The sequence below is a fragment of the Desulfohalobium retbaense DSM 5692 genome (genome assembly GCF_000024325.1).
Taxonomy (GTDB): domain Bacteria; phylum Desulfobacterota; class Desulfovibrionia; order Desulfovibrionales; family Desulfohalobiaceae; genus Desulfohalobium; species Desulfohalobium retbaense.
The window spans coordinates 2764448-2786973 of the sequence record NC_013223.1 but is presented as its reverse complement, the minus strand read 5'-3'; the positions used below and the strand labels follow the sequence as shown (position 1 = coordinate 2786973).

Here is a 22526-nt window from a genome sequence, read left to right as displayed (position 1 = left end):
GTTTGGTCGGGGCCTTTTGCGTTAGAAAGATAAAAACGGCCTGAATCAGTCCAGGCGGACCACCCGCTGGGCTTTGCCCTGGGTCTGGGGCAGAGAGTTGTGCTGAACGAGTTCCACTTTTGGTGTGATCAGGATTTCGTTGCGCAGCAAAGAGGCGATCCGCCGCTGCAGGGCTTGCAGGGCGCGCATGTCCTCCACGAAATACTCGTCCCGGATCTCGACCTTGATCCGCATCTGGTCCATTTCCCGGTCCTGGAAAATTTCAATAACGTAATTCTGTCCCACTTCCCGGATGTTCATAAGGACCTGTTCGATCTGCATGGGGTAGATATTGACGCCCTTGATGATCAGCATGTCATCGGCTCGTCCTTTGATGCGGTCGATGCGCCGGTGGGTGCGTCCGCAAGGACAGCGCCCGGGTATAAAGCGGGTCAGATCCCGGGTCCGGTAGCGCACAAGAGGCATCCCTTCCCGGGTCAAGGTCGTCATGACCAATTCGCCGATTTCGCCCTCATCCACCGGTTCCAGGGTTTCGGGGTTCAGGATTTCAGCCACAAAGGCGTCCTCCCAGACATGCATCCCGTTTTGTTCCTCGCACTCAAAGGCCACACCGGGACCGTTCATTTCAGACAGTCCATAGGAATTGAAGGCCTTGAGGCCCAAAAGAGATTCCACTTTGCTCCGCACCGCCTCAGTGTGCGGTTCGGCGCCGATAACCGCCCGAGAGATGGGCAATTCGCGGGGATCGATTCCTTCCTGGACCAGGACCGATCCCATATACAGGGCATAGGAGGGGATGATGTGTACCACACTGACCTGGAAATCGCGGATGAGTTTGAGCTGCCGTTTGGTATTGCCGGAACCGGCGGGGATGGTCAGGCAACCCAGCATTTCAGCCCCGTAATGGATGCCGAGGCCTCCAGTGAAAAGGCCGTATCCGGAGGTGTTCTGAAAGACGTCCTCGGGTCGAACCCCAGCGGCATACAAGCTCCGGGCCATCAGCGAAGCCCAGTTCTGGATGTCGTTTTTGGTATACAAAATCGCCGTGGGGGTGCCAGTCGTGCCGGAAGAGGCGTGGAGACGGATGAGTTCGCGGCTTGGCACACTGCACATGCCCATGGGGTAGGCGCTGCGCAGGTCGTCTTTGGTGGTCAGCGGCAGGCGCCGGATGTCCTCAGGGGAACGGATGGTTTCCGGAGAGACGCCGGCCTCGGCCAGCCGTGCATGGTAAAAGGGCGACTTGGCGGCCTGCTTCAAGGTTTCGCGCAGGCGGCTGACCTGCGTTGCGCCCAAGGCGTCTTGGGACCAGCCTTCTTTGGGGCTGTAGAACATGATCTGCGGCTCCTTGGCAAAAACACGGGGAAACGAGCGTCTGTGACGGGTGCGGCCTGTCACCAGGTCGCGAAGCGTAAGGACTGTATGCGGGAAAATCAAGATTTCCTTCTGTTCTTGGTCGCCTTGCCGCTTCTTCCTGCGCAGAAGCCACCGAGATCTGGAAAAGTGGCGCTGACTCGGGTATCCTGGCCAAGCAAGAACGCACCATTTCGGCCTATTGCGCAGCCTGGAAAACGCGAACCGGTTCGCGGGCGCGATTATCGCAGATTCAACAAAGCAGAAATACAGGGAGTATTCATGCATGAGATCAGTTTGGGCCACACCTTGACCGACTACTTAAGCGGTCAGGAGATCGAGGCCACGACCTATGAGGATATCCGGCAGGCTATTGTCCGGATGCTTGTCGAGGACAAAGGGTACCCGGCCTCGAATCTCCAGACCAAGGTCCGGATCGCGTTTGTCGTGGACGGACAGGAGTTTGAGCATTGGGTGGACACGGTCGTGAGTGATCCCTCCGGGGCGCCGTTGGCCGTGGTCGCCTTTTGCGCCGGTGATGTGACCAGCTATGTCCGGGAGACAGTGGCTGCCGCCCGGCTGCTGCCCCAGGGACCAGCCCCCCTGGCCCTGATCACCGATACCCAGTCCGCAATGTGCGTCTGTGTCGGTGACGGCAGCGTGGTCTATGAAGGTGGTTACCACGCCCTGCCCCATTGGCAGGGGCTTTTGGACCTTCTCCCCTCCTGCCCGGCTGTGGATCTGTCCGAGGGCAAGCGGGCCAAAGAGGAGCGATTGCTGTACACCTTCCGTTCCTTAACCGGGTGCTGTTCCGATGCCTGCCAAACCAGTTGACCGGGTGATGGTTGGGCTTGGGCGATGAACTGCCAGCAGGGGGATCGATCGTGGTTCGTGCTCTAGCACGGCGCTGGGCCCGCTTCACGGACGCCGGACGGGGCGTGCGTCTTTTTTTCGCCTCGGGGTTCCATCCTCGGGTGCACGGGTGCGCGGCTGCACTAGTCGTTGCGGCCGGATTTGTCCTGGACGTCTCCCGAAGTGAATGGATCGCTCTCGTGCTTGCAATGACGGCGGTCCTCGTCGCTGAGGCGGCGAATACGGCCCTGGAGGTCCTGGCCGACGCCGTGACACAGGAGTTCCATCCCCTGATCGGTCGGGCCAAGGATCTTGGCGCCGGCATGGTCCTCCTGGCCGTTGCTGGAGCCGTTGCCGTGGGGATATTGGTTTTTGCGCCGCATGTCTTTGGATAGCCGGCCCTGGCACGGCTCAGGAGGAGAGATATGGATCGAGAGGCCCTGATTGAACAATTGGATGCGGTGGCCACCTGGGATGTGCTCGTCATCGGCGGCGGCGCCACCGGGTTGGGCGTCGGCCTCGACGCTGCGGCCCGGGGATATCAGGCCGTCGTTCTTGAACAAGGGGATTTCGCGCAGGCAACCTCGAGCCGGAGCACCAAACTCATCCACGGCGGTGTGCGCTATTTACAACAGGGCAATGTGGCCCTGGTCATGGAGGCCCTGCATGAGCGGGGCAGGCTGCTGCATAACGCACCACATCTGGTGTACAACCAGGCCTTTGTCGTCCCCGATTACAAATGGTGGGAGCGTCCGTTTTACGGGGTCGGCCTCAAACTCTACGACATGCTGGCTGGCAAGCTCGGGTTTGGCCGCTCCAGGATGCTCAGCCGCAGCCAGACCCTGGAGTATATTCCCCAATTGCGACAGGACGGTCTGCGGGGCGGGGTCATCTACCACGACGGGCAGTTCGATGATACCCGGCTGGCTGTGACCTTGGCTCAGACTATGGTCGATCAGGGCGGGTGCGCTCTGAACCATGTGCAGGTGACGGAGGTGTGCAAGGATGCTGAAGGAGTGGTCCAGGGCGTTGTATGCCAAGACCGCATCAGCGGCCGGGAGTACCGGCTCAACGCCAAGGTGGTGGTCAACGCCGCAGGGATTTTTGTCGACGAGATCCGGCGTATGGATGTGCCAGACTGTACCCCGTTGATTGCCCCGAGCCAGGGCGTCCATCTTGTGCTCGATAACCGGTTCGATCCCGGGGAGACAGCGATCATGGTCCCCCATACAGATGACGGCCGGATCATTTTCATGGTTCCTTGGCATGGCCGCGTGCTTGTCGGGACCACGGAAACGTCGCTGGAGAGTGTGGCCCTCGAACCGCGCCCCTTGCCTGAAGAAATCGAGTTTCTGCTCTCCCATGCCAGCCGCTATCTGGACCAGCCGGTGCACCGGGAGGATATCCTTTCGGTGTTTGCTGGCATCCGTCCCCTTATCGCTGGCGAGGAAGCGGCCAAAACGTCTTCCCTGTCTCGAGGCCACCATCTGACCGTTTCCCATTCCGGTCTGGTGACCATCGGCGGCGGCAAGTGGACGACCTACCGCAAAATGGCCGAGGACACTGTGGACACCGCGGCCCAGTTCGCCGGCCTGGAGGAAAGGCCGTGCCCTACGCAGCACATGCGGTTGCACGGCTGGACCGCCGAAGCGGATTCCAACGATTTTTTGTCCCTGTACGGCACGGACAGGGCGGCCATAGAATCGCTGATGCGCACCGATCCGGACCTGGCGGATCGGATCCATCCACGTCTGCCCTATCGCAAAGCCGAAGTGGTCTGGGGCACCCGGCAGGAAAGCGCTCGTACAGTGGCCGATATCCTTGCCCACCGCACCCGCGCCCTGCTTCTGGACGCCAGGGCGAGCATGGAAGCCGCTCCTGAAGTCGCCCGGCTCATGGCCCGAGAGTTGAGCCGGGACGAAGAGTGGCAGGCTGCGGAAATCGCCCGGTACTGCGACAAGGCGGCCTTTTTTTACCCCGAATAACAGGGTCAGTCTGCGGTTGAAGCGAATTCGAGTCGCAGGGTCTGGGTTTTCTTGGTGTCCGTCTGTACGACCTGCAGCCGCAACGCCTTGGCGGCAACCGCTTCCTGTGGAAAAAACAGGAATCCCCTGGCAAGATCCCCGGGCTGGATCGTTGTATTGCGCAGATTCTTCTGGGCCAGGTCCTCGGAGATCTGCCGCGTCGCCTCGTTCGAGGTTCCCCCTTGGGCCCCGCCGAGAATTGCCCCGCCGGCCGCCCCGACTGCAGCGCCTTTGCCCAGGGCGGTTCCGAAATCCTCCCCTCCCAAAATGCCGATAGCCGCCCCGACGATAGCCCCGCCAGCGGCGCCCAGGAAGCCGGATTTTCCGGCACCTTTGGCGATCCGGGCGAACTCATCGCTTTTCTCCAGCCGGGCATAGGCCTTGTCCTGGGACAGCAAACTCCAGTATTGCTCCTTGGTATCGATCAGGAAGGTCTGTTCCGGGACCACCCGCAGGCCGTGAGGACTCTGGTTGTCGACGACCACCTGCACCGGCAGCAGACCGGCCTGGAGGATATCGAAGCCGAAGGCCTCCTTGGCCTGGGTGGAGGTGTCATAGGCCTGGGCCGCCAGAGCGGCCTCGGCGACCGTTGCCATGTTCGTATAGGCCTGGGGTGGCCGGAACGGGGTTTCTTGGCTCTTGTAGGGAGTGCATCCAAGACTGGTACAAAGAAGCGAGGTCAGGATGAGCCAGACGGCGGTGGTGTAGCGCATGGTTATGCCTCCTTGGCGCTTCTGCGGGGCGCCTGGATATGAAAGAACACTGCATAGAGTACCGGACACAGGACCAGGGTCAAGAGTGTCGAAAAGGCCAGGCCGAAGATGATGGTGTTGGCCATCGGGCGCCAGAGTTCCCCGCCTTGCAGGGACAAGGGGACCAGCCCGAGAATGGTTGTGCAAGCGGTCATAAAGATGGGGCGCAAACGTTTCTGGCAGGCCGTGACCAGAGCCGTTGCGGCGTCGTTGTGCCGGACGCGCTCCAACTCGATCTGGTCCAGAAGCATGATGCCGTTGTTGGCCAGGATGCCCACCAGAGAGATGAGGCCCAGCATGGCCATGAACCCGAAGGGCGCCTGGGTGATGATCAGGCCGGCCGTGACCCCGACGCTCATGGGTGGGATGGTCAAGACAATGATGCCCACTCGGCGCAGGGAGTTGAACTGGAGCATCAGGACTAAAAGCAACAGTCCGGCAGCCAGGGGAATATTGACCAGGATAGACCAGTTGGCCTCTGCGGACTGTTCGAATTCGCCGCCATATTCGAGAGTGAAGTCGGTGGGAAAGATCGCTGACCGGCGCAACGTGTCCAACTCGGGTTTGAGCTTTTCCAGGATCTGGCTGGCGAATGCGCTGTCCGTGATGTCGGCCTTGATGGTCATGGTCCGTTCGGTGTCCCGGCGCCGGATATTGCTCGGTTGCCAGGTCAGTTCCGGATTCGCCAGTTGGGCCAAAGGGACCGACCCTTGTCCCGAACGGGCATAGACATTGATATCTTCGAGGCGGTGGAGATTGTCGCGGATATCGTACTGCGAGCGGAGCACGATGGGGATGACCTCATCACCTTCGCGATATTGGGTGGCCTCGATGCCGGACATTTGGGCCAGCAGCGAGGTGGCGATGTCCCTGGAAGTGAACCCGGCCTTCTTGGCTCGTTCCTGGTCAACCTCGACGGCGATTTTTTTGGCCCATTCCCCCCAATCGTCCCAGACCGTGGTGATTTCTGGAACACGATGCAGGATTTTCACGATCCGGTCTCGGATCGTATAGACCCGTTCGATATTCTGACCGCTGAGCCGGATCTGGATGGGAGCGCCCACAGGGGGACCGTATTCGAGTCGGCGCAAAGAGAAGCGGGTGTCCGGAAAACGTCGTTGTAAGACCTCTTCCAGGCGGTTTTTGGCGGCAGCGGTTGTTTCGGTGTCCACAGTTTTGATGACGAAGAAAGCGTAGTTCGGATTGTCCTGCTTGATATCCAGGGAGAGATACCAACGCGGCCCGCCGCTCCCGATAAACGTCCCGACGGTTTCGATGGCGGGGTCGTTGTTCATCCATTGGGCCAGGGCGTCGGCCCGTTCGGCGGTGTTCCGGATGTCCGTGCCGTAAGGCTGCCAGAAATCCAGGGTTAGGACTTCGCGTTCGTTCGGAGGGAAAAAGACCGTGGGCACAAAACGAAATCCCCAGACGGCCGCAGCAACAAGGAGCACAACCACCGCGACGCTGAGTAAACGGTGGCGCAGGGCCGTATTCAGCAATGCACGATATCCTTGGTAAAACCGGTTGTGGAAGCGTTGCTCTTTTTTCTGGGGGTGCAGGAAATAGTACGCGCTCAGGGGAACGAAACTCAGGGACAGCAGCCAGGAGGCGAGCAAGGTCAGCGAGACCACAACAAACAGCGAAAAGGTGTATTCCCCGGTGTCCGATTGGGCCAGGGGGATCGGTAAGAAGGCGAAGATGGTGGTCAGCGAGGCGACCAGCAAGGGCAGCCAGAGCCGGGAGACGGTTTCCTTGACCGCTTCCAGCCGGTCCTGCCCCTGACGTAACCGTACCAGAAGATTTTCGCTGACCACGACCCCGTTGTCGACAAGGATGCCAAGGGAAATGATCAAGGCGGCAATAGAGATCTGCTGGAGTTTGACGTCAAAAAGGGGCAGCAGAAAGATACAGGAGAGCATGGCCAGAGGCACGAGCATCGCCGCGATGAGGCCGGTTCGCAGTCCGGTGAAGAAAAACATGACCACGACCACGAACACGAAAGCCTCCAGGAGGTTGAACGTAAAGTCGGTGATCGAGCGCTGGACGTATTTGGACTGGAACATGAGTTTGTGGACATCGAGTCCCAGGGGCAGGAAACGTTCGCTTTGGGCCAAAAGCGCATCCACTTTGTCGCCCAGTTCAACGATATTCCCGGATTCGGTCATGCTGACGGCCACAACAAGCGCCGGGCGACCGTTGTAACGGGTCAGCGAGGCGGGAGGGTCAGCATAGCCCCGGTGTACGGTGGCGATATCCTCCAGGGCGATGGATTCAGAGGCCCCCGGCAGCCGGATGGCGGTGCGGCGAAGATCAGCAACGCTCTGGAATTCGCCGCTGGTCTCCAGGATGACTCGTTCGGGACCGAGGCGGCTGCTACCGCTGGGTTGGACGCTGTTTTGCGCCTCCAGCAGAGTCAAAAGCTGATACGGGGAAAGCCCCAGGCGAGCCAAGCGGCTGTTGGAAAATTCGATGTAGATCCGCTCCTCCTGCACACCGTGGATCTCGACTTTGGCGACCTGAGGGAGTTGGCGCAGGGCGTCGCGCAGGGTCTCGGCATGGGTCTCCAATTCCCGGGGGGAATATTCCGAACCGGTCAGGGCGAGGAGTATGCCGTAGACATCCCCAAATTCGTCGTTGACCACCGGCGGGAGCGCCCCATCCGGCAGTGCAGGGCGGGCATCGCGGACCTTGTTGCGCAATCGCTGCCAGATGGGGTCCATATTCGAATATTTGTCTTGGAACTCTACATGGATGATCGAGACATTGGACATGGATTGCGAGGTGATGGTTTTGACCTCTTCCATGTCCCGGATCTCCTGCTCAAGTTTGTCGGTGACCAGGGATTCGACCTTGTACGGGGTCGCGCCGGGAAAGCGGGTCATGACCACGGCGGTGCGGATGGTGAATTCAGGATTTTCCAATTTGGGAATGGTCCAATAGGTCCATATCCCAGCGAAAATAAGAAAAAACAGGATGGCGGTAGCCGTGCGGCTGTTGCGGATGCAGGCCAGTCCGAGATTCATGCGTCTTCCTTTAGTCCCGGTCAAAAGCGGTGGTGTGCTTATTGAGAGAGGGGGCGGACCGCAACGCCGTCGCGAAGACGGTGCACGCCACGCGTGACGATCGTTTCACCGGGCGACACTCCTTTGAAGATCTGGAGGCCTGCTGCCACGAGTTCTCCTGTGACCACCGGTCGTTCTTCCACCTGCCCTGTATCGCGGTGGTAGACAAAGATCGTAGGCTGGTTTTCCTGTCCCCGGACTGCCTGCGGGGGAACAGCGATGTATGGGCGTTTCAAGGCGGCGACGAAGGTGACGCTGGCGGCCATTCCGGAGCGCAGGCCAGGGGCGGGCTGGTCCAAACGGACGGTGACCGGAAAAGCGGTTGTCGGCCCGGCCTGGATGCCGACTTCTGTCACCGTAGCCGAGTACACCGATTCAGGCTGGGCGTCGAAGCGGACGTTGGCCTTGTCCCCGCGATGCAGCCGGGAAAGAAAGGACTCGGGCACGCCAAGTTCGACCTCCAGCGGCCCCTGACTGGCAAGAACGACGACGGGGTGGCCTGCAGCCACATTCTGGTGGATCTCGACCGGGATACGCACGACTTCGGCCGCAATCGGGGCCTCCAGACGGCAATAGCCAACCCGCTTTTGGGCGAATGCCACCGCCTTTTCAGCCTTCTGGAGCTGGGCCTGGGCCGTTTCGAAGGCCGCTTTGGCGTCGTCCAACTCCTGGGTGCTAACATTTCCGGCCTCGTACAGGGAACGGACCCGGAAATAGGATGCCCGGGCCTGGTCCAGGCCAGCCTTGGCCTGGGCGAGATCCGCGCTTCGCTGCTGACGCTGCAGCCGGTAATCTGTTGCGTCCAACACAGCGACCACAGATCCGGCCTGGACTCTCTGGCCGGCGCTGACCGGCAAGCGAGTGATCTCCCCTTCGACACGAAAGCTCAGTGGAGTTTGCACCCCGGCCTGGGCCGTGCCAGCAAAGCTGCGCCTGGAAGCGTTGGTCCAGACCGGGGTTTCTTCGACGACCACCGCCTGAGGCGCGGTAGCGTTCGCATTGCCGGCGGCCCCGACAGGAGTTTCAGAGCATCCTCCGAGCATCAGGCCGAGGATAAAAAGCAGTGCCGCTGGGCCCCGGTATCTGGCCGCGTTCATGAGTGCTCTCCTGTGGGGTCAAAAGATCCCCCGGACAACCAATTCAGGGAATAGAGGTCAAGGCGTCTGTTTTTCATGTTCTGGACCGAGCCCTGGTGCCGCAGGTCCTTGAGCAGGTCGAGATCCAGATCGGCAATCAGGGTCATTTCCGTATTCGGGGTCGCCTCGTCGGCCACAGCGTCGTGGGGGAAGGCGAAGTCCGAGGGCGAAAAAATCGCGGCCTGCGAATACTGGATGTCCATGTTTTCGACCCGGGGGATGTTCCCGACACTGCCGGAGATAGCCACATAGCATTCGTTTTCGATGGCCCGGGCCTGGGCGCAGCGGCGTACCCGGAGATAGGCGTTTTTGGTGTCCGTCCAGAAAGGAACCAGCAGAATTTCCACTCCTTGAGCGGTCATGAGCCGCGGGAGTTCCGGAAATTCAACATCGTAGCAGATGAGGATGCCGATACGGCCGACGTCGGTATCGAAGACCTTGATCTGATTGCCCCCGCGCAGCCCCCAACTCGAGGTTTCTTCGGGGGTGATGTGGAGTTTGTACTGGGTGTCCCAGGTCCCATCGCGGCGGCACAAAAAAGAGACATTGAAGAGTTTGTTGTCCCGGTATTCCGGAACTGATCCGGAGACGATGTTGATGTTGTACCCCAGGGCCATGCGCATGAGTTCCTCGCGCAGCGGTTCGGTATATTCGGCCAGCGAGCGCATGGCATCGGCGGCGTCTTCCTGGTCGAAACGGGCCATGAGCGGGGCATTGAAGAGTTCGGGAAATAAAATCAGATCGCCCTGGTAGCGGGCCACAGTGTCCACAAAAAATTCGACCTGTTGCAGAAAATCGTCAAAGGAGCCGAACAGCCGCATCTGCCACTGGACTACCCCGAGACGGACGTAACTTTTGCGTTGGCTCAGGATTTCCGGCTGTTCCTCATAGTAGATATTGTTCCACTCAAGCAGGACCGCATAGCCGTGGGAGCGCTCGTCGATGGGCAGATAGCCCTTGATCAACTTCTTGATGTGGAAATCATTGGCCAATTGGAAGGAGAGCACCGGATCGTGCAACTCCTTGTTTTTGACCTGGGTCACGTATTCCTGGGGCGACATCTCGTGGCTGTACCGGCCGTAACCGGGGATGCGCCCGCCAACGAGAATGCCTTTTAAATTGAGTTGTTCGCATAACCCCTTGCGGCCGTCATACAAACGGCGGCCGAGACGCATGCCCTGGTAGTCCGGATGGACAAAGACCTCGATACCATAGAGGTAATCCCCATTGGGGTCGTGGTTGCGGAGATACCCTTCACCGATGATGTCCTGGTAGGTATGTGTGCTGCCGTACTTGGCGTAATCGATGATCAGGCTCAGCGCTACGGCCACAACCTTGCCGTTGTCTTCGATGCACAATTGGCCCTCGGGAAAACGGGTGATCATGGAGCGGATCTCGTCGCGCTCCCAGATCTCGTCCATGGCCCGGTAAGCGCGATCCATAATTTCCGTCAGGTCCGCATAATCCTCGATGCGCAGATTGCGCAGACTCAATTTGTGTTCAAAGATTTCCGGACTTTCTTCCATTGTTGTGTTTCCTTTGCGGTTCGCTTTCTCTGCAGGGGTCTGTGCACCCCTGATCAGGGTTGCAGCGGGGAGGCCGAGCGGGACTGCGAGGCGGGCGCTGCCGTTTTCGAGGCCCGGCGTTGCAGGGTTCGCAGCCATTGCTGTGCGCTCTGTTGCGGGGCGGTCCAGGCAAACCAGGACATGGCCCGTTGCAGGGCGACAAGGTCCTCGAAATACGCGTACAGGGCGAGATCCGCCTTTTTTTGCTGGGTGACAGCGTTGTGCTGTGCGTCGAGCAGGGCGACCAGAGAGGCCGTGCCTCGGGCATATTTTGCCTGCACAACGTGGAGATTCTTGTCCGCGCGGTCGGCGGCCCGCCGGGCCAGATGGATGCGGGGCCGGGAGCTTTCCAGGGCGTAGACCGCCCTGCGGACCTCCTCCTGGATCTGTTGGCGTATGCCCCGGCGCCGGGCTGCAAGGCGGGCGAGCACAGCCCGGGCCTCGGCCAGGGCATGGCCGCGCTCTCCCCCGGTGATCAGCGGCACCCTGGCCCTCAGGGCCAGGGTCCAATCGTCCTTGTTGGCCTGCGGCAGGTCCAGCCGCATCCCCTGCGGGGGATCCCAACTTTCGGACTCACTGGTCAATTCGTGCTCAAACTCAAAAGAAGCCGTGATTTCAGGGGCAAAAAAAGCCCGTTTTTTTTGGTCCCGCCGCAGTCGTCCCGCATGCAGCAGGGCTTCCAGGGCGTTCAGGGAGGGGGATTGCTCCAAGGCCGTGTCCTCGGCCTGGGCGATCAAGGCCTGCAAGGTCTGGGGCACGGCCCCGTCTGCCGGGAAGAAGGGGGCCAGAAAATGGAGTCTGTCCTGTAGACTGAGGTCGGCCGCGGTCCACGATGTCTGCGGCGGCTGGCCGAGGGCCCTGTTCAATGCCAACCGGGCCTGAGCAACTCCGGTCCGGGCTTTGAGCACCGCACTTTGCTGTTCGGCCTCCTGGGCCTCCCAGCGGTAGATGTCCTGCGGACCGGAGGCCCCTGCCCGCCGTCGGGCCCGGGCGAGTTCAAGGTGGTCCAGGGTAAGGGCGTGGTTGCGCTTGGCGCTCTCCAGTACTGCTTGGGCCCGCAAGACATTCAGATAGGCCCGTCCGGTCGCAGCAAGCACATCCAGTCGCGCCCGGGACTGTTCCTGTTTCCTGGCCTTGACGGTTTGCTCCGCTGCTGCCGCCTGGGTGAACAGGGGATCATTGAAGATGTTCTGGCGAACGGTGAATCCGGCCGAGGCCCTGCGCCACGGCTGCATCCCGAGGGAGGCCTCTGAACGGTCCTGGTCGATATGCGTTGTTTGCCAATACCCGGAAACCTGGGGCAGGAAAGCGGCCCTGGCTTGACCGGACTGGCCTCGGGCCCCTGCGACGCGGGCCGTTTGTTCCATGAGTTGCGGGTTGTGGCGCGCTGCCAGGTTGAGGGCCTGCGGCAGGGTCAACCGCGGCACGTCTGAGGAAGGCGGGTCGTGCAGGATCTCTGCGGACAGGGCCGCGGCCCGGGAAACTGGAATGCCAAGGTGCCGGGCTGTGGAGGCATTGACGCACAGCCGGCCGTGGGCGCCCAATTCCCTGGGCAGTTCACCCGGCAGCTCGCCCTGGAGCACTGCCTGGATGTTCAAGGCCATCCGGCGGGCGATGCGGGCCGGAGCGGGGCCGGCGTGCGCCGCCAAGGCCCCAGCGACAACGTCCTTGCGACCCCCGCCGGAAACGACCGGCCAGTGTTGGACGGTGCAAGCGCGAAAAAAAACGGCGCGGTCTTGCGCTCCCCATTGCGGTGTGGAGCCGAGATAGAGCGCGCCCGGGGCTGCGTCTCGAAGCTCCTGGATTGTTGCGTTCGGTGAATCCGCAACCGGGATGACCTTGATCTGGAGATCAAGCTCCCGGCCGAGGGCTCTAAGGTGTGGAGCAAATCCGGGGACCGCACGGAGCAGGGCCGCGTCGAACAGGCAGGTGATGGCGGAGGTGTGGCCGAGCCGGCGCAAAGCAGTCAGATCACGTTGCAGCTTCCCGGTGGGGGCGATACAATTCAGGTTGCCTCGGTCCGACACGCCAGGATTTTTCTGAGAGAGGCCGTACAGGCTGGAAGCAACCTCCAGCAGGCCCAAAACCGGTTTGGCCAAGTGTTCCCGGGCGCGGGCGGCCGCAAGAGTTCCCAGCGGTCCGCTGGTGACCACGATGTCCGTGCCTGGGGCGCCCAATGCGCGATTCAGGGCGTGCTGGATCGCCTCCGGGCTCGAGGCGGAGGCCGGTTCAGTCCTCCACTCCAGAGAGATTTCCGGAGCAAGCAGCTTGGCGGTTTCCTGTTTCAATTGCGAGGCAAAGGCCGTTTCGCCGTGTCCCGGCCCGTCATGGACAAGGGTCACGGCCAATTGTTCCGGCGCCCCACGGGCCGAGGTACAGCACAGGACCAGAATAACGCTGGCGAGCAGCAGGCAGAGAAACGGCCTATTCGTCCTTGAGTTCGCGACCCATGAGTTCACTGACACCCTCGGAGGGATTCTTTTCTTCATAGAGAATGCGGTACACCTGTTCGGTGATGGGCAGTTCGACATTGAGTCGTTGGCCCAGGCGGAAGACCGCCTCCGTAGTTTTGACGCCTTCGGCCACCATGCGCATGTCACTGAGAATGTCCATCAAGGAAAGGCCGTGGGCCAGCTTGAGTCCCACTTGCCGATTGCGCGACAGATCACCAGTGCAGGTCAGAACAAGGTCGCCCATGCCGGAGAGCCCCATAAAGGTTTGGGCCCGGCCGCCCATGGCCTGGCCCAAGCGTGACATCTCAGCCAGGCCGCGGGTGATCAGGGCCGCTCTGGCGTCGCTTCCGAACCCGAGCCCGTCGCTGATCCCGGCGGCAATGGCGATGATATTCTTGATGGCTCCGCCGAGTTCCACGCCGCGGACGTCAGAGTTGGTATAGACCCGGAACGCCTCGGTACTCAACGCTGCCTGGGCCATTTTCCCCCGTTTGGTGTCGGCACAGCCGAGACTGACGGCCGTGGGCAATTCACGAGCGACTTCCCGGGCGAACGAGGGGCCGGAGAGCATGGCGTAGGTCGGGTGCAATTCATGCAATGCCTCGGCGACCACCTCGGACATCGGTTTGAGGGTCTCGAGCTCGATCCCTTTGCTGGCACAGATGACAAACGGTTTTTTGGGCAACAAAGGGCGTGCCTCGTTCAGTACGCCGCGCAGAAACTGGCACGGGACCGCCACAACAATAAGCTCCGCGGATTTCAGCACCGTCTCCAGGTCCGGGTGGGCCTGGATTTCCGGGCTCAGGGCAATGTCCGGCAGATAGACCGGATTTTGGTGTTGCGTTCGTATAGTTGCGGCGAGCTTCGGCTCCCTGACCCAAAGCGAGGTCGATTCGCCTTTGCGGGCAAAGACGTTGGCCAATGTCGTGCCCCAGCTGCCTGCTCCGAGAACAGCGATGTGCATAGAAAACTCCTTGTGCAAAAGTGGCCGGTCCTTTGCGCCACGGCTGCGCTGTTGTGGTGGTAAGCCGGCCCTGACATAGTCGTGAACGGTTCGGCGATCTGCCTCTGCAGCCCCGTCTTCGATCTGCGGCATGTCGCGCAGGCAGCAGGCGACGTATGCCTGCCGCAATCACCGTGCAAACCTGCTGACGCGGGCCTCGAATTGTCATTTTTCTTGCCTGGCTAGAGAGGTATAGCGTTTTGCGCCCCTTCAGACAAGACAAAGGCCGTCGGCCCCTGTGTCTGCAGCGGTTGCAAGCTGAGCGCGAAAACGGTAACAGCTCTGAATTCCGAGAGACAGGGGGAACCATGAGTACAGTGTATGAAGAGTTGACGGCGAAAGACAAGGCTATTTTGCGTATCGTCCAGGGAACATTGCCGGATTCGGCAACCCCTTTTGCTGATATCGCCCGGGAAGTCGGGGTCGACGAAGAGGTCGTGCTCGAGCTGTTGCGCCGTTTGCAAGCCAACGGCAGTATCAGACGCTTCGGGGCTACCTTGCGCCACCAACAGGCCGGATACGGGCACAACGCCATGGTGGCCTGGTATGTGGAAGACGACCGCGATGTAGAGCAGGTCGGCAGACGCATGGCCGAGCGCACGGAGATCACCCATTGTTATCAGCGCCGCAATTGTCTGGACTGGCCGTATAATATGTATACCATGATCCATGGGCGCAGTCTGGAGGATTGCTTGCGCGTGGTCCATGAACTCCAGGCTGAGACCGGAGTAGAGCAATATGAGGTCCTGTTTAGCGACCAGGAACTGAAAAAAACCTCCATGCGGTATTTCTAACCCCTGCCGTGGCGTTTCTCGCGGGGCAAAAAAGCGTGGCGTCCGTCCAGCCGCCGCTGCCAAACCTCTTGCTTCTGGGCGGGCAGTGAAAAAGGCGCTCAGAGGGTGGCTGGAAGCGGGGCGTAACGAAAAAGGAGTAGCAGTATGCATGATTCCAAGGAACTCTTTCAAAAGGCCAGAGCGGTTATCCCTGGAGGCGTGAACAGTCCGGTGCGGGCCTGCCAAAGCGTGGGAATGGATCCGCTGTTCATTGCCAAGGGCAAGGGGAGCCATATTTTTTCCGAGGAAGGCAATCGCTACATTGACTATGTCTTGTCCTGGGGGCCGATGCTGCTCGGCCATGCCCATCCCGAAGTGACCGACGCCGTCCACCGCGCCGTGGACAACGGCTCAAGTTTTGGTGCCCCCTGCGTGCAGGAGATCGAGCTGGCTGAGGCTATTGTCGACGCGTTTCCGGGCATGGATATGGTGCGCATGGTCAATTCCGGGACGGAGGCGACCATGAGCGCGCTCCGGGTGGCTCGGGCGCATACCGGCCGAAACAAGATTCTCAAATTCGAGGGCAATTACCACGGCCATGTCGACGCTCTGCTGGCCAGCGCCGGCTCCGGGGTGGCGACATTGTCCATCCCTGGCACCCCCGGCGTGCCCGAACACACTGTGCAGGACACGATTATCGTCCCCTACAACGATCTGGAAGCCGCCCGAGCCGTCTTTGAACAGCAAGGCGATGAGATTGCCGCCATCATTCTGGAGCCGGTCGCCGGGAATATGGGCCTTGTACCGCCCCAATCCGGTTTCCTCCAGGGACTGCGTGAGTTGGCAGACAGCTACGGCAGTGTGCTTATTTTCGATGAGGTCATCACCGGGTTCAGGATGGATTATGGCGGGGCCCAGACCTTGTTCGGCGTGACCCCTGATCTGACCTGCCTGGGCAAGATCATCGGCGGCGGATTTCCGGTCGGTGCCTATGGGGGCAAGAAAGAACTCATGGAGCGTATTGCCCCTTGCGGTTCGGTTTACCAGGCTGGGACCCTGGCCGGGAATCCCGTGGCCATGGCTGCCGGGGTTGCGACACTACGGCTTTTGGCCAAGAGCAATTATACTGCCCTGGCCGAGCAGACCAGAAAATTGGCCGAACAGATGCAGCAGGTGCTCACGGACAAGGGCGTGCCTGTTTCCCTGAACGTCCTGGGCTCCGCGTTTACCCTGTTTTTCAGCTCTGAAGCGGTCACTGATTTCGCCAGCGCCCAGAAACAGGATCAGGATCTTTTCCGGGCCTACTATGCCCAGATGTTGGAGCAGGGAATCTATATCGCTCCTTCGGGATTCGAGTGCACATTTGTCTCCTTTGCCCATGAAAAGGCGGACTTCGAACAGACCCTGGAGGCCGTCCAGGCTGTCAAGTTCTAGGGATTATTCCCAAAAGCAGCGCTGGTTTTCCGCCGCCCCGCTTGACATAAGCTGTTGTTCTCCCGTAGTGGGAAATGAGCTAGTGCATTTTGTAACAACTTGGTAAGGAGGTGTAGCGGAATGAGGAAATCACTGTTTGTCGCTCTGGTGTGCTCCGCTTTGGTCTGCGCGTTTGTGCTGCCGAATCTGAGTGCAATGGAAGCCCCCGGGGACATGGTCCTGAAGGCTCCCGAAGGCGTGAAAGCCCGGTTCAGCCCGGTGGAGTTCTCCCACGATGCGCACAGCGCTCTGGATTGTGAGTCCTGCCACCATATGCTGGCTGAGAACCCCGACAACTACAACTGCATGACTGAAGGGTGCCACGATCTCTTCAACCCCACCAGCGTTGAAGAGAAAAAGGACATCGCCTATTTCTACAATGCATTCCATGACCGCCGCAGCGAACACAGCTGCCTGGGCTGCCACATGGCCAAGAAAAAAGCCGGCGAAACCACCGGTCCTTTGGCCTGCACGCAGTGCCACCCGAAATAAGCGACATCGCTTAGGGCCGCCTTCGGGCGGCCTTTTTTTTTTGCCCTTCCTTTCTTGCCCTTCTCCCTCTTTCCTTGCCCGGCGCGAGTTGACGGGATTCAGATCAGGTGCCAAAACCATTTCTGAGTCTGTGGCGAGGCCTGTGAACAGCCCGGGCCGTTGTCTTCTTTGGTTCGGCTCTTTTCGAGGACCTGACCTGTAAACACATGCGAGGCGTTATGTCCGACGACAAAAAGATGACCCCCAACACCGAGGATGTTTTGGATCTGACGGAGATCGTCAAAGAAGGCGATCCCGGCAAGCGGTTGCCGAGCGAGGAGGAGAGCGCCTCTTCCCAGAATGAGGGCATGGCGGATCTTGATGTGCTCTTTGGCGAGGACGGTAAGGAGACACCGGCCGCGGAAGACCGTGACCTGCAATCCCTGTTTGAGGAACTCGAAAGCGGTGGCGCGGCAGAGCAGGAGAGGCCTGCCGATACCACTGATCAACTCGACGATTTTTTCCTCTCGGCCGAGGAGGAGAGAGCACCCTCGTTTGATCAGGACCAGGCCCGCAATGAGGCTGCCGAATTGGACGCCTTCATCCATGGCCTGTCCTTTGAGCACGACGAAACGGAACCGGAACAGCTCACGGAAAATGTCCGCGAAAGCCTGGAAACGATCCTGACCCAGGATGGCCTGCCGGAAAGCTGGATCAGCGGCATCGCCAATCAGGTCAGCGAGCATCTGTGGCCGCAGCTTGAATCCCGGTTGCAGGCCGAGCAGACACCTGGTGGCGAAGCCGAAGAAGGCGCGGTTGAGGACGAACTGGCCGCCCTGCGCCGCCGTCTGGAGAGGCTTGAAAAACAATTCAGTGATGAGCAGGTCCTCCAGGAACAGGGCAAGGACCAGGCGGATCAATGGCGGCAAGAACTGGCCAGTTTTGAAAAACGGCTCTCGGAGCTTGAACAGCAGATGGTCAATCAAGATGAAATCAGCGAACTTGCCCAGAATCTGCGCCATGAAATGCGCGAAGTCGTGGCTCGTGAGGCGCCCCAGCTTGCCGCACAGGCGATCCGGGCTGAAATCCAGGCCTTGTCGGGTCAGGAATAGAGGGATGATGTCGTTTGAGCTGACCGCTGAGTGGGGAGAGGGTTTGGGAGACGTTGCGGTGCCCCCGGGGGAGAGCCGGTTCCCGGGCTCGACTCCGGATCGGGGGCGTGCTATAGGCCCATCGTAAAAAACGGGGGGTGGTTCCTCGCTTTCTCCCGCTTTTTCCCGTCCGGCGTTTTCCGGTACCCGGTCAAAACCATTTCCCCCCGGACGGGTTTTTTTATTTCTGGACGCCAAAGGAGGGCAACGTGACACAAGAAGAAAAACAGGCCCTGCAAATCACGAAAGAGATCGTCGTCAAGTTTATTGAAATCGGGAGGATCTCGCCCGGCACTTTTTCGGAATATTTTGCCTCCATTTATAGTGAAGTCTTGCGGACCATATCCTCCAATTCTCGTCCCCCTTCTGCTCATGACGCGGAGCAATGATGCCTTGTTCGAGGGGCACTCCCGCCGCGTGGCGTCCATGTTCGGCCGGATCGCTGGCTGGTATGATTTTCTCAACCATTTTCTCAGCCTCGGCCTGGACATGTATTGGCGGTACCGTCTGGTCCGCTTTGTTCGCACGGGCGACACCGGGCGGGTTCTCGACCTTGCTGCGGGAACGCTTGATGTGGCTCGGGAGATCCGGCGTCAAAAACCGGATGGAGCCGTCCTCGGGCTCGATCTGACACTCCCCATGCTCCGTCGGGGGCTGGGCAAGCTCCAGCGTCACGGTGAGACGCAAATTCTTCCTGTCGGCGGTGACGCCACAACCTTGCCCTTGCCCGAACGCAGCGTGGACTGCATCACCATCGCCTTCGGCATCCGCAATATCCAGCCCCGATCAGACGCCTACGCTGAGATGCACCGGGTCCTTGCCCCCGGAGGGCGAGTGTGCATCCTCGAATTTGGTTCCGGGCGCAACAGGATCTGGAAAGGGCTGTACAATGTGTATCTCAAGACCATTTTGCCCCTGACAGGGCGCCTTATTTCCAGAGATGCGGAGGCCTATGCCTATCTGGCCGAGACGATTCAAGCCTTTCCCGAGGCGCGGGAATTGGCGGGAGAATTGCTTGAGGCCGGCTTTACCCGGGTCGGGTATCTGCCGCTGCAATCCGGGATTGTCTATCTCCATGTGGCTGAAAAGGCGGCGGAGGAAAAAGGAACTCCACCCGACTGCTGAAGCGAAGGGGCGTGGAAGAGAGGCTTGGCCTTGAACGCGGCCGGGCGATTGAACAGCAATACCGGCGCAAGGGTCGTGCCGCAGCCCCCCGGTTACACCAGGGAGCGTCCGAAGGCGATAAGCGCCAGGCCGGCCAAAAGGGCAAAAAAACCGTAGCGACGCAAACGTCCCGAGGGTTGTTCCGCGAGCAGGGCCAGGACTGTGGGCATGCGTTCGGCCCAGATAAAATAGGGGAGGCCTTCAAGAATAAAGGCCAATCCGAGGGCGGTGAGGAAAAAGGTCACGTCAAATTGCATGGCCGGAAGTCTGCCACGCTCTATGCCCCTTGTCTAGCACACCGCCGCACGAAGACCCCCATCGAAACTGACGCCAGAAAGGATCAGAAAAATGCAATCACAGCTGCACCAGCTGCCAGAGTTGCGCTTGCTTCAGGACAAGAAGCAGGCTGTGGCCGTTGTGGGCCTCGGGTATGTGGGGCTCCCTCTGGCTGTGGCCCTGGCCCGCCATTTTCGGGTTATCGGATTTGATATCGCCCGGGAGCGGGTGGATGAACTTCAGGCTGGCCGGGATTCAACGGGTGAGATTGATCCCGCAGTGCTGGGAGAAGTGGACCTCGAATTGACCTGTGATCCAGAAATATTGGCTCAGGCCACGGTGTTTATCGTTGCCGTGCCCACCCCCATCGATGCCAACCGGCGCCCTGATCTCGGGCCGACCCGCGGTGCGACGCGGACCGTGGCCGGCGCCATGGGCCCGGGCAGTGTGGTGGTCTTTGAATCCACCGTCTACCCGGGGGTGACCGAAGAGGTCTGCGTGCCGCTTTTGGAAGAGGTCTCCGGTCTGCAATGCGGGCGTGATTTCCGGGTCGGGTATTCCCCGGAGCGGATCAATCCTGGGGACAAGGACAACCGGCTGGAAAACATTATCAAGGTTGTTGCCGGTCAGGACCAGGCGACCACCGACCTGCTGAGCGATCTCTACGGCAGTGTCGTGCACGCCGGAATCCACAAGGCCCCGACCATCAAGGTCGCGGAAGCAGCCAAGGTGATTGAAAATACCCAGCGCGATCTGAATATCGCCCTGATGAACGAATTGGCCCAGATGTTCCACAAAATGGATATCGACACCCAGGATGTCCTGGCCGCTGCGGGGACGAAATGGAATTTTCTGCCCTTTCGCCCCGGCCTTGTCGGGGGGCATTGCATAGGCGTCGATCCCTATTATCTGACGTTCAAGGCCGAGGCCCTTGGGCTGCACCCGCAGATCATCCTTGCCGGCCGGCGTATCAACGACGGCATGGGCGCTTATGTGGCCCAGACGGCGGTCAAATCCCTTGTGCAAAACGGCTCGCCTGTCCACGGTGCACGCGTGGCGGTTTTAGGGGTGGCCTTCAAGGAAAATGTGCCCGATCTGCGCAATACCCGGGTGGTCGACATTGTCCACGAGTTGCAGGACTATCAGATTGAAGTGCTGGTGCACGATCCCCTCGTTTCCGCTGACGAAGCTCGGGAGGAATACGGCCTGGAACTCGTCGACTGGGATGCCTTGAGCGATCTCGACGGACTTATCCTGGCTGTGGGGCATCGCCCCTACACTGCATTGTCCCCTCAGCGCATTGCCGAGATGTTCGCCTCCGGACAGGGATTGGTCATGGATGTCAAAGCGGCCCTGGACGGGGAGATGCTCCGGGAGCAGGGCCTGACCTATTGGCGGCTGTAGGATGCCCAGAAGTGATCCAGGCGAACGGGGAAGACCCGACCGCCACCTCGTCCTGGTCACGGCCACGGCCATGGAGATGCGGGCCTGTCTGGAGGGATGGCCTGGCGCGATTATTCCCGAGGAGGGGCAATGGTGCGAACAGCCGTTTGCCGAACAGACCATGGTCACGCTTGTCACCGGGGTGGGGCCAGTCAACGCCGCCTTGTCTCTGGGCCGATTGCTGGGAACGTTTCGGCCCCGTGGTGTCTGCAATCTCGGCGTGGCCGGCAGTTTTGACCTCCAGGCCCTTCGCCTTGAGACCGTGTGCTGTGTGACTGCAGAGAGCTGGCCTGAATTCGGCCTCAGAAAAACCGAGGGTATTGATCCTTGCGGGCTGGGGCTGGCCCACGGCAAGATCGGCGGGCAGGTCTACCGCGATCGCGTCCCACTCGATCCCGAAGGGGGGGCTCGGGCTATGGGGGTGTGTTTACCAGCCTGCTGCCGGGTCAAAAGCCTAAGCGTCGCGGGTGTTTCCGGGACCCTTGAGCAGGCCGCCTGCTACCGTCACCGTTACGACGCGGATATCGAAAACATGGAAGGATTTGCCCTGGCCTGGGCCTGTCTCACGCAAGAGGTGCCTTTTTTGGAACTGCGCACAATTTCCAACCGCGTCGGCTCCCGTGCCGCCGGAGATTGGAACCTTAAGGCCGCGCTTGCACGCCTGGGACCCGTTACGCAGGCCCTGTGGCCGGGGCGCGGCGACCGGAGGACGGACCAATGAGCAGCCTCTGCTCTACTGAGACATCCGCTCAAGCGGGGCCCCCGTGGCGGGTGGCGGTCTCGCCGTGCCCCAATGACACTTTTATTTTTGCGGCCTGGATGCTGGGGCTCACCGTCCCGGATTCTGGCCGTCCGGCCCGTTTTTTCTGGGCCGATGTCCAGGATCTGAATCAACAGGCCGCTGCCGGAAAACGTGATGTGGTCAAAGTGTCGGCCGTTCAGGGGCTAGCCCTGCGGCAGGAGTATGGCATTTTGCCTTGCGGCGGCGCGTTCGGACTCCAGGCTGGGCCCAAGGTGGTCAAACGTCCCGGCCGGCACCCTGTCCGGCGCGTCGGGGTTCCCGGTTTACAGACCACGGCTTATGCCCTGCTCCGCGGGGCCTGGGGGCCGGATTTCGAACCGATTCCCTTGCGCTACGACCGTATCCCGAAGGCGGTCCAGGACGGTGCAGTCGATGCCGGGTTGCTGATCCACGAGTCCGCCCTCGTCTTTGCCCGCTACGGACTGGAATGCGCCTTGGACCTGGGAGCGTGGTGGACGGCCCACAGCGGCGGCCTCCCCTTACCCCTTGGGGTCATCCTGGTCCACCACCGTTTGGGCGAAGCCGCCCAAGAGGCGATCGCGGCCGTGATCCAGGCCAGTCTGCGCCGGGCCCGAACGACCCCCGAGGCGGTCTGGCCCCTTGTGCAAGCCCTGGCGCAGGAGATGGACCAAGCGACCCTGCAGGCCCATATCGACGCCTATGTGAATGAATTCAGCCTTGATCATACCTCCAATGGGGGGGACGACGCCCTCGAATTGCTGGGACAACTTGTCGCGCCCCCGGAAGCGGCTGCACAGGAGCCGTTTCGTCCCTGA

Annotated in this window: 20 protein-coding genes; 12 read left to right on the top strand and 8 right to left on the bottom strand. The window is 60.5% G+C overall.

What is annotated here, in order from left to right; all coding sequences use genetic code 11:
- Positions 1-45: 45 nt before the first annotated feature.
- Positions 46-1332, bottom strand: coding sequence for a phenylacetate--CoA ligase family protein (locus tag DRET_RS12170; RefSeq protein WP_015752848.1), 1287 nt, complete (start codon positions 1330-1332; stop codon positions 46-48).
- A gap of 300 nt (positions 1333-1632) precedes the next feature.
- On the opposite strand from DRET_RS12170, the gene DRET_RS13840 reads away from it, so the two are divergent.
- The 3 genes from DRET_RS13840 to DRET_RS12155 are packed head-to-tail and all read left to right on the top strand — an operon-like array spanning position 1633 to position 4187.
- Positions 1633-2184 carry a type I restriction enzyme HsdR N-terminal domain-containing protein gene (locus DRET_RS13840; RefSeq protein WP_015752847.1) on the top strand — a complete coding sequence of 184 codons (552 nt, stop codon included), beginning with the start codon at positions 1633-1635 and terminating at the stop codon, positions 2182-2184.
- Positions 2185-2234: 50 nt separating this feature from the next.
- Positions 2235-2597 (top strand): diacylglycerol kinase family protein, encoded by a 363-nt coding sequence (locus tag DRET_RS13525; protein ID WP_015752846.1) that lies wholly within the window; start codon positions 2235-2237, stop codon positions 2595-2597.
- A gap of 30 nt (positions 2598-2627) precedes the next feature.
- On the top strand, positions 2628-4187 hold the full coding sequence (locus DRET_RS12155) for a glycerol-3-phosphate dehydrogenase/oxidase (protein WP_015752845.1): 1560 nt from the start codon (positions 2628-2630) through the stop codon (positions 4185-4187).
- Positions 4188-4192: 5 nt separating this feature from the next.
- Here DRET_RS12155 and DRET_RS12150 read toward each other — a convergent pair whose 3' ends face one another.
- From DRET_RS12150 to DRET_RS12125, 6 genes are read right to left on the bottom strand one after another with little or no spacing between them, the layout of a single operon-like run.
- Positions 4193-4939, bottom strand: a complete 747-nt coding sequence (locus DRET_RS12150) for a hypothetical protein (protein ID WP_015752844.1) — start codon at positions 4937-4939, stop codon at positions 4193-4195.
- 2 nt (positions 4940-4941) lie between these two features.
- On the bottom strand, positions 4942-8001 hold the full coding sequence (locus DRET_RS12145; RefSeq protein ID WP_015752843.1) for an efflux RND transporter permease subunit: 3060 nt from the start codon (positions 7999-8001) through the stop codon (positions 4942-4944).
- Between the two features lie 38 nt (positions 8002-8039).
- The gene (locus tag DRET_RS12140; protein WP_015752842.1) at positions 8040-9137 is read right to left on the bottom strand and encodes an efflux RND transporter periplasmic adaptor subunit; all 1098 of its coding nucleotides are present in this window, start codon (positions 9135-9137) and stop codon (positions 8040-8042) included.
- On the bottom strand, positions 9134-10702 hold the full coding sequence (locus DRET_RS12135) for a carbon-nitrogen hydrolase family protein (RefSeq protein WP_015752841.1): 1569 nt from the start codon (positions 10700-10702) through the stop codon (positions 9134-9136). The genes DRET_RS12140 and DRET_RS12135 overlap by 4 nt, the downstream gene beginning before the upstream one ends.
- A gap of 53 nt (positions 10703-10755) precedes the next feature.
- On the bottom strand, positions 10756-13206 hold the full coding sequence (locus DRET_RS12130; protein ID WP_167317807.1) for a TolC family protein: 2451 nt from the start codon (positions 13204-13206) through the stop codon (positions 10756-10758).
- The gene (locus DRET_RS12125) at positions 13166-14158 is read right to left on the bottom strand and encodes an NAD(P)H-dependent glycerol-3-phosphate dehydrogenase (RefSeq protein WP_015752839.1); all 993 of its coding nucleotides are present in this window, start codon (positions 14156-14158) and stop codon (positions 13166-13168) included. Before DRET_RS12125 ends, DRET_RS12130 begins: the two co-directional genes overlap by 41 nt.
- Before the next feature lie 347 nt (positions 14159-14505).
- On the opposite strand from DRET_RS12125, the gene ahbB reads away from it, so the two are divergent.
- The 6 genes from ahbB (at position 14506) to DRET_RS12095 (ending at position 19190) form a co-directional block, all read left to right on the top strand.
- A complete protein-coding gene (gene ahbB, locus DRET_RS12120; protein ID WP_015752838.1) occupies positions 14506-14991 on the top strand; it encodes a siroheme decarboxylase subunit beta in 486 nt (161 codons plus the stop codon).
- Positions 14992-15135: 144 nt separating this feature from the next.
- On the top strand, positions 15136-16404 hold the full coding sequence (hemL, locus tag DRET_RS12115) for a glutamate-1-semialdehyde 2,1-aminomutase (protein ID WP_015752837.1): 1269 nt from the start codon (positions 15136-15138) through the stop codon (positions 16402-16404).
- A gap of 120 nt (positions 16405-16524) precedes the next feature.
- On the top strand, positions 16525-16935 hold the full coding sequence (locus DRET_RS12110) for a cytochrome c3 family protein (RefSeq protein WP_015752836.1): 411 nt from the start codon (positions 16525-16527) through the stop codon (positions 16933-16935).
- Between the two features lie 218 nt (positions 16936-17153).
- The gene (locus DRET_RS12105) at positions 17154-18026 is read left to right on the top strand and encodes a hypothetical protein (protein WP_015752835.1); all 873 of its coding nucleotides are present in this window, start codon (positions 17154-17156) and stop codon (positions 18024-18026) included.
- A gap of 248 nt (positions 18027-18274) precedes the next feature.
- A complete protein-coding gene (locus DRET_RS12100; protein WP_015752834.1) occupies positions 18275-18454 on the top strand; it encodes a hypothetical protein in 180 nt (59 codons plus the stop codon).
- Positions 18455-18458: 4 nt separating this feature from the next.
- The gene (locus DRET_RS12095; RefSeq protein ID WP_244147914.1) at positions 18459-19190 is read left to right on the top strand and encodes a ubiquinone/menaquinone biosynthesis methyltransferase; all 732 of its coding nucleotides are present in this window, start codon (positions 18459-18461) and stop codon (positions 19188-19190) included.
- Between the two features lie 92 nt (positions 19191-19282).
- On the opposite strand, the gene DRET_RS12090 is transcribed toward DRET_RS12095, so the two are convergent.
- On the bottom strand, positions 19283-19486 hold the full coding sequence (locus DRET_RS12090; protein ID WP_015752832.1) for a DUF2065 domain-containing protein: 204 nt from the start codon (positions 19484-19486) through the stop codon (positions 19283-19285).
- Positions 19487-19577: 91 nt separating this feature from the next.
- On the opposite strand from DRET_RS12090, the gene DRET_RS12085 reads away from it, so the two are divergent.
- From DRET_RS12085 to DRET_RS12075, 3 genes are read left to right on the top strand one after another with little or no spacing between them, the layout of a single operon-like run.
- Positions 19578-20909: a nucleotide sugar dehydrogenase gene (locus DRET_RS12085; protein ID WP_015752831.1), complete on the top strand. Its 1332-nt coding sequence runs from the start codon at positions 19578-19580 to the stop codon at positions 20907-20909.
- Between the two features lies 1 nt (position 20910).
- The gene (gene mqnB, locus DRET_RS12080) at positions 20911-21669 is read left to right on the top strand and encodes a futalosine hydrolase (protein WP_015752830.1); all 759 of its coding nucleotides are present in this window, start codon (positions 20911-20913) and stop codon (positions 21667-21669) included.
- Positions 21666-22526, top strand: coding sequence for a 1,4-dihydroxy-6-naphtoate synthase (locus DRET_RS12075; protein ID WP_015752829.1), 861 nt, complete (start codon positions 21666-21668; stop codon positions 22524-22526). Before mqnB ends, DRET_RS12075 begins: the two co-directional genes overlap by 4 nt.

Bases quoted from the DNA above. Each gene is read 5' to 3' on its own strand.
- mqnB (WP_015752830.1), top strand. From the start codon at position 20,911: ATGCCCAGAAGTGATCCAGGCGAACGGGGAAGACCCGACCGCCACCTC.
- DRET_RS12085 (WP_015752831.1), top strand. From the start codon at position 19,578: ATGCAATCACAGCTGCACCAGCTGCCAGAGTTGCGCTTGCTTCAGGAC.
- DRET_RS12090 (WP_015752832.1), bottom strand. From the start codon at position 19,486: ATGCAATTTGACGTGACCTTTTTCCTCACCGCCCTCGGATTGGCCTTT.
- DRET_RS12105 (WP_015752835.1), top strand. From the start codon at position 17,154: ATGTCCGACGACAAAAAGATGACCCCCAACACCGAGGATGTTTTGGAT.
- DRET_RS12155 (WP_015752845.1), top strand. From the start codon at position 2,628: ATGGATCGAGAGGCCCTGATTGAACAATTGGATGCGGTGGCCACCTGG.
- DRET_RS12125 (WP_015752839.1), bottom strand. From the start codon at position 14,158: ATGCACATCGCTGTTCTCGGAGCAGGCAGCTGGGGCACGACATTGGCC.
- DRET_RS12145 (WP_015752843.1), bottom strand. From the start codon at position 8,001: ATGAATCTCGGACTGGCCTGCATCCGCAACAGCCGCACGGCTACCGCC.
- DRET_RS12140 (WP_015752842.1), bottom strand. From the start codon at position 9,137: ATGAACGCGGCCAGATACCGGGGCCCAGCGGCACTGCTTTTTATCCTC.
- DRET_RS12170 (WP_015752848.1), bottom strand. From the start codon at position 1,332: ATGTTCTACAGCCCCAAAGAAGGCTGGTCCCAAGACGCCTTGGGCGCA.
- DRET_RS12135 (WP_015752841.1), bottom strand. From the start codon at position 10,702: ATGGAAGAAAGTCCGGAAATCTTTGAACACAAATTGAGTCTGCGCAAT.
- DRET_RS13840 (WP_015752847.1), top strand. From the start codon at position 1,633: ATGCATGAGATCAGTTTGGGCCACACCTTGACCGACTACTTAAGCGGT.
- hemL (WP_015752837.1), top strand. From the start codon at position 15,136: ATGCATGATTCCAAGGAACTCTTTCAAAAGGCCAGAGCGGTTATCCCT.
- DRET_RS12110 (WP_015752836.1), top strand. From the start codon at position 16,525: ATGAGGAAATCACTGTTTGTCGCTCTGGTGTGCTCCGCTTTGGTCTGC.
- DRET_RS12075 (WP_015752829.1), top strand. From the start codon at position 21,666: ATGAGCAGCCTCTGCTCTACTGAGACATCCGCTCAAGCGGGGCCCCCG.
- ahbB (WP_015752838.1), top strand. From the start codon at position 14,506: ATGAGTACAGTGTATGAAGAGTTGACGGCGAAAGACAAGGCTATTTTG.
- DRET_RS12150 (WP_015752844.1), bottom strand. From the start codon at position 4,939: ATGCGCTACACCACCGCCGTCTGGCTCATCCTGACCTCGCTTCTTTGT.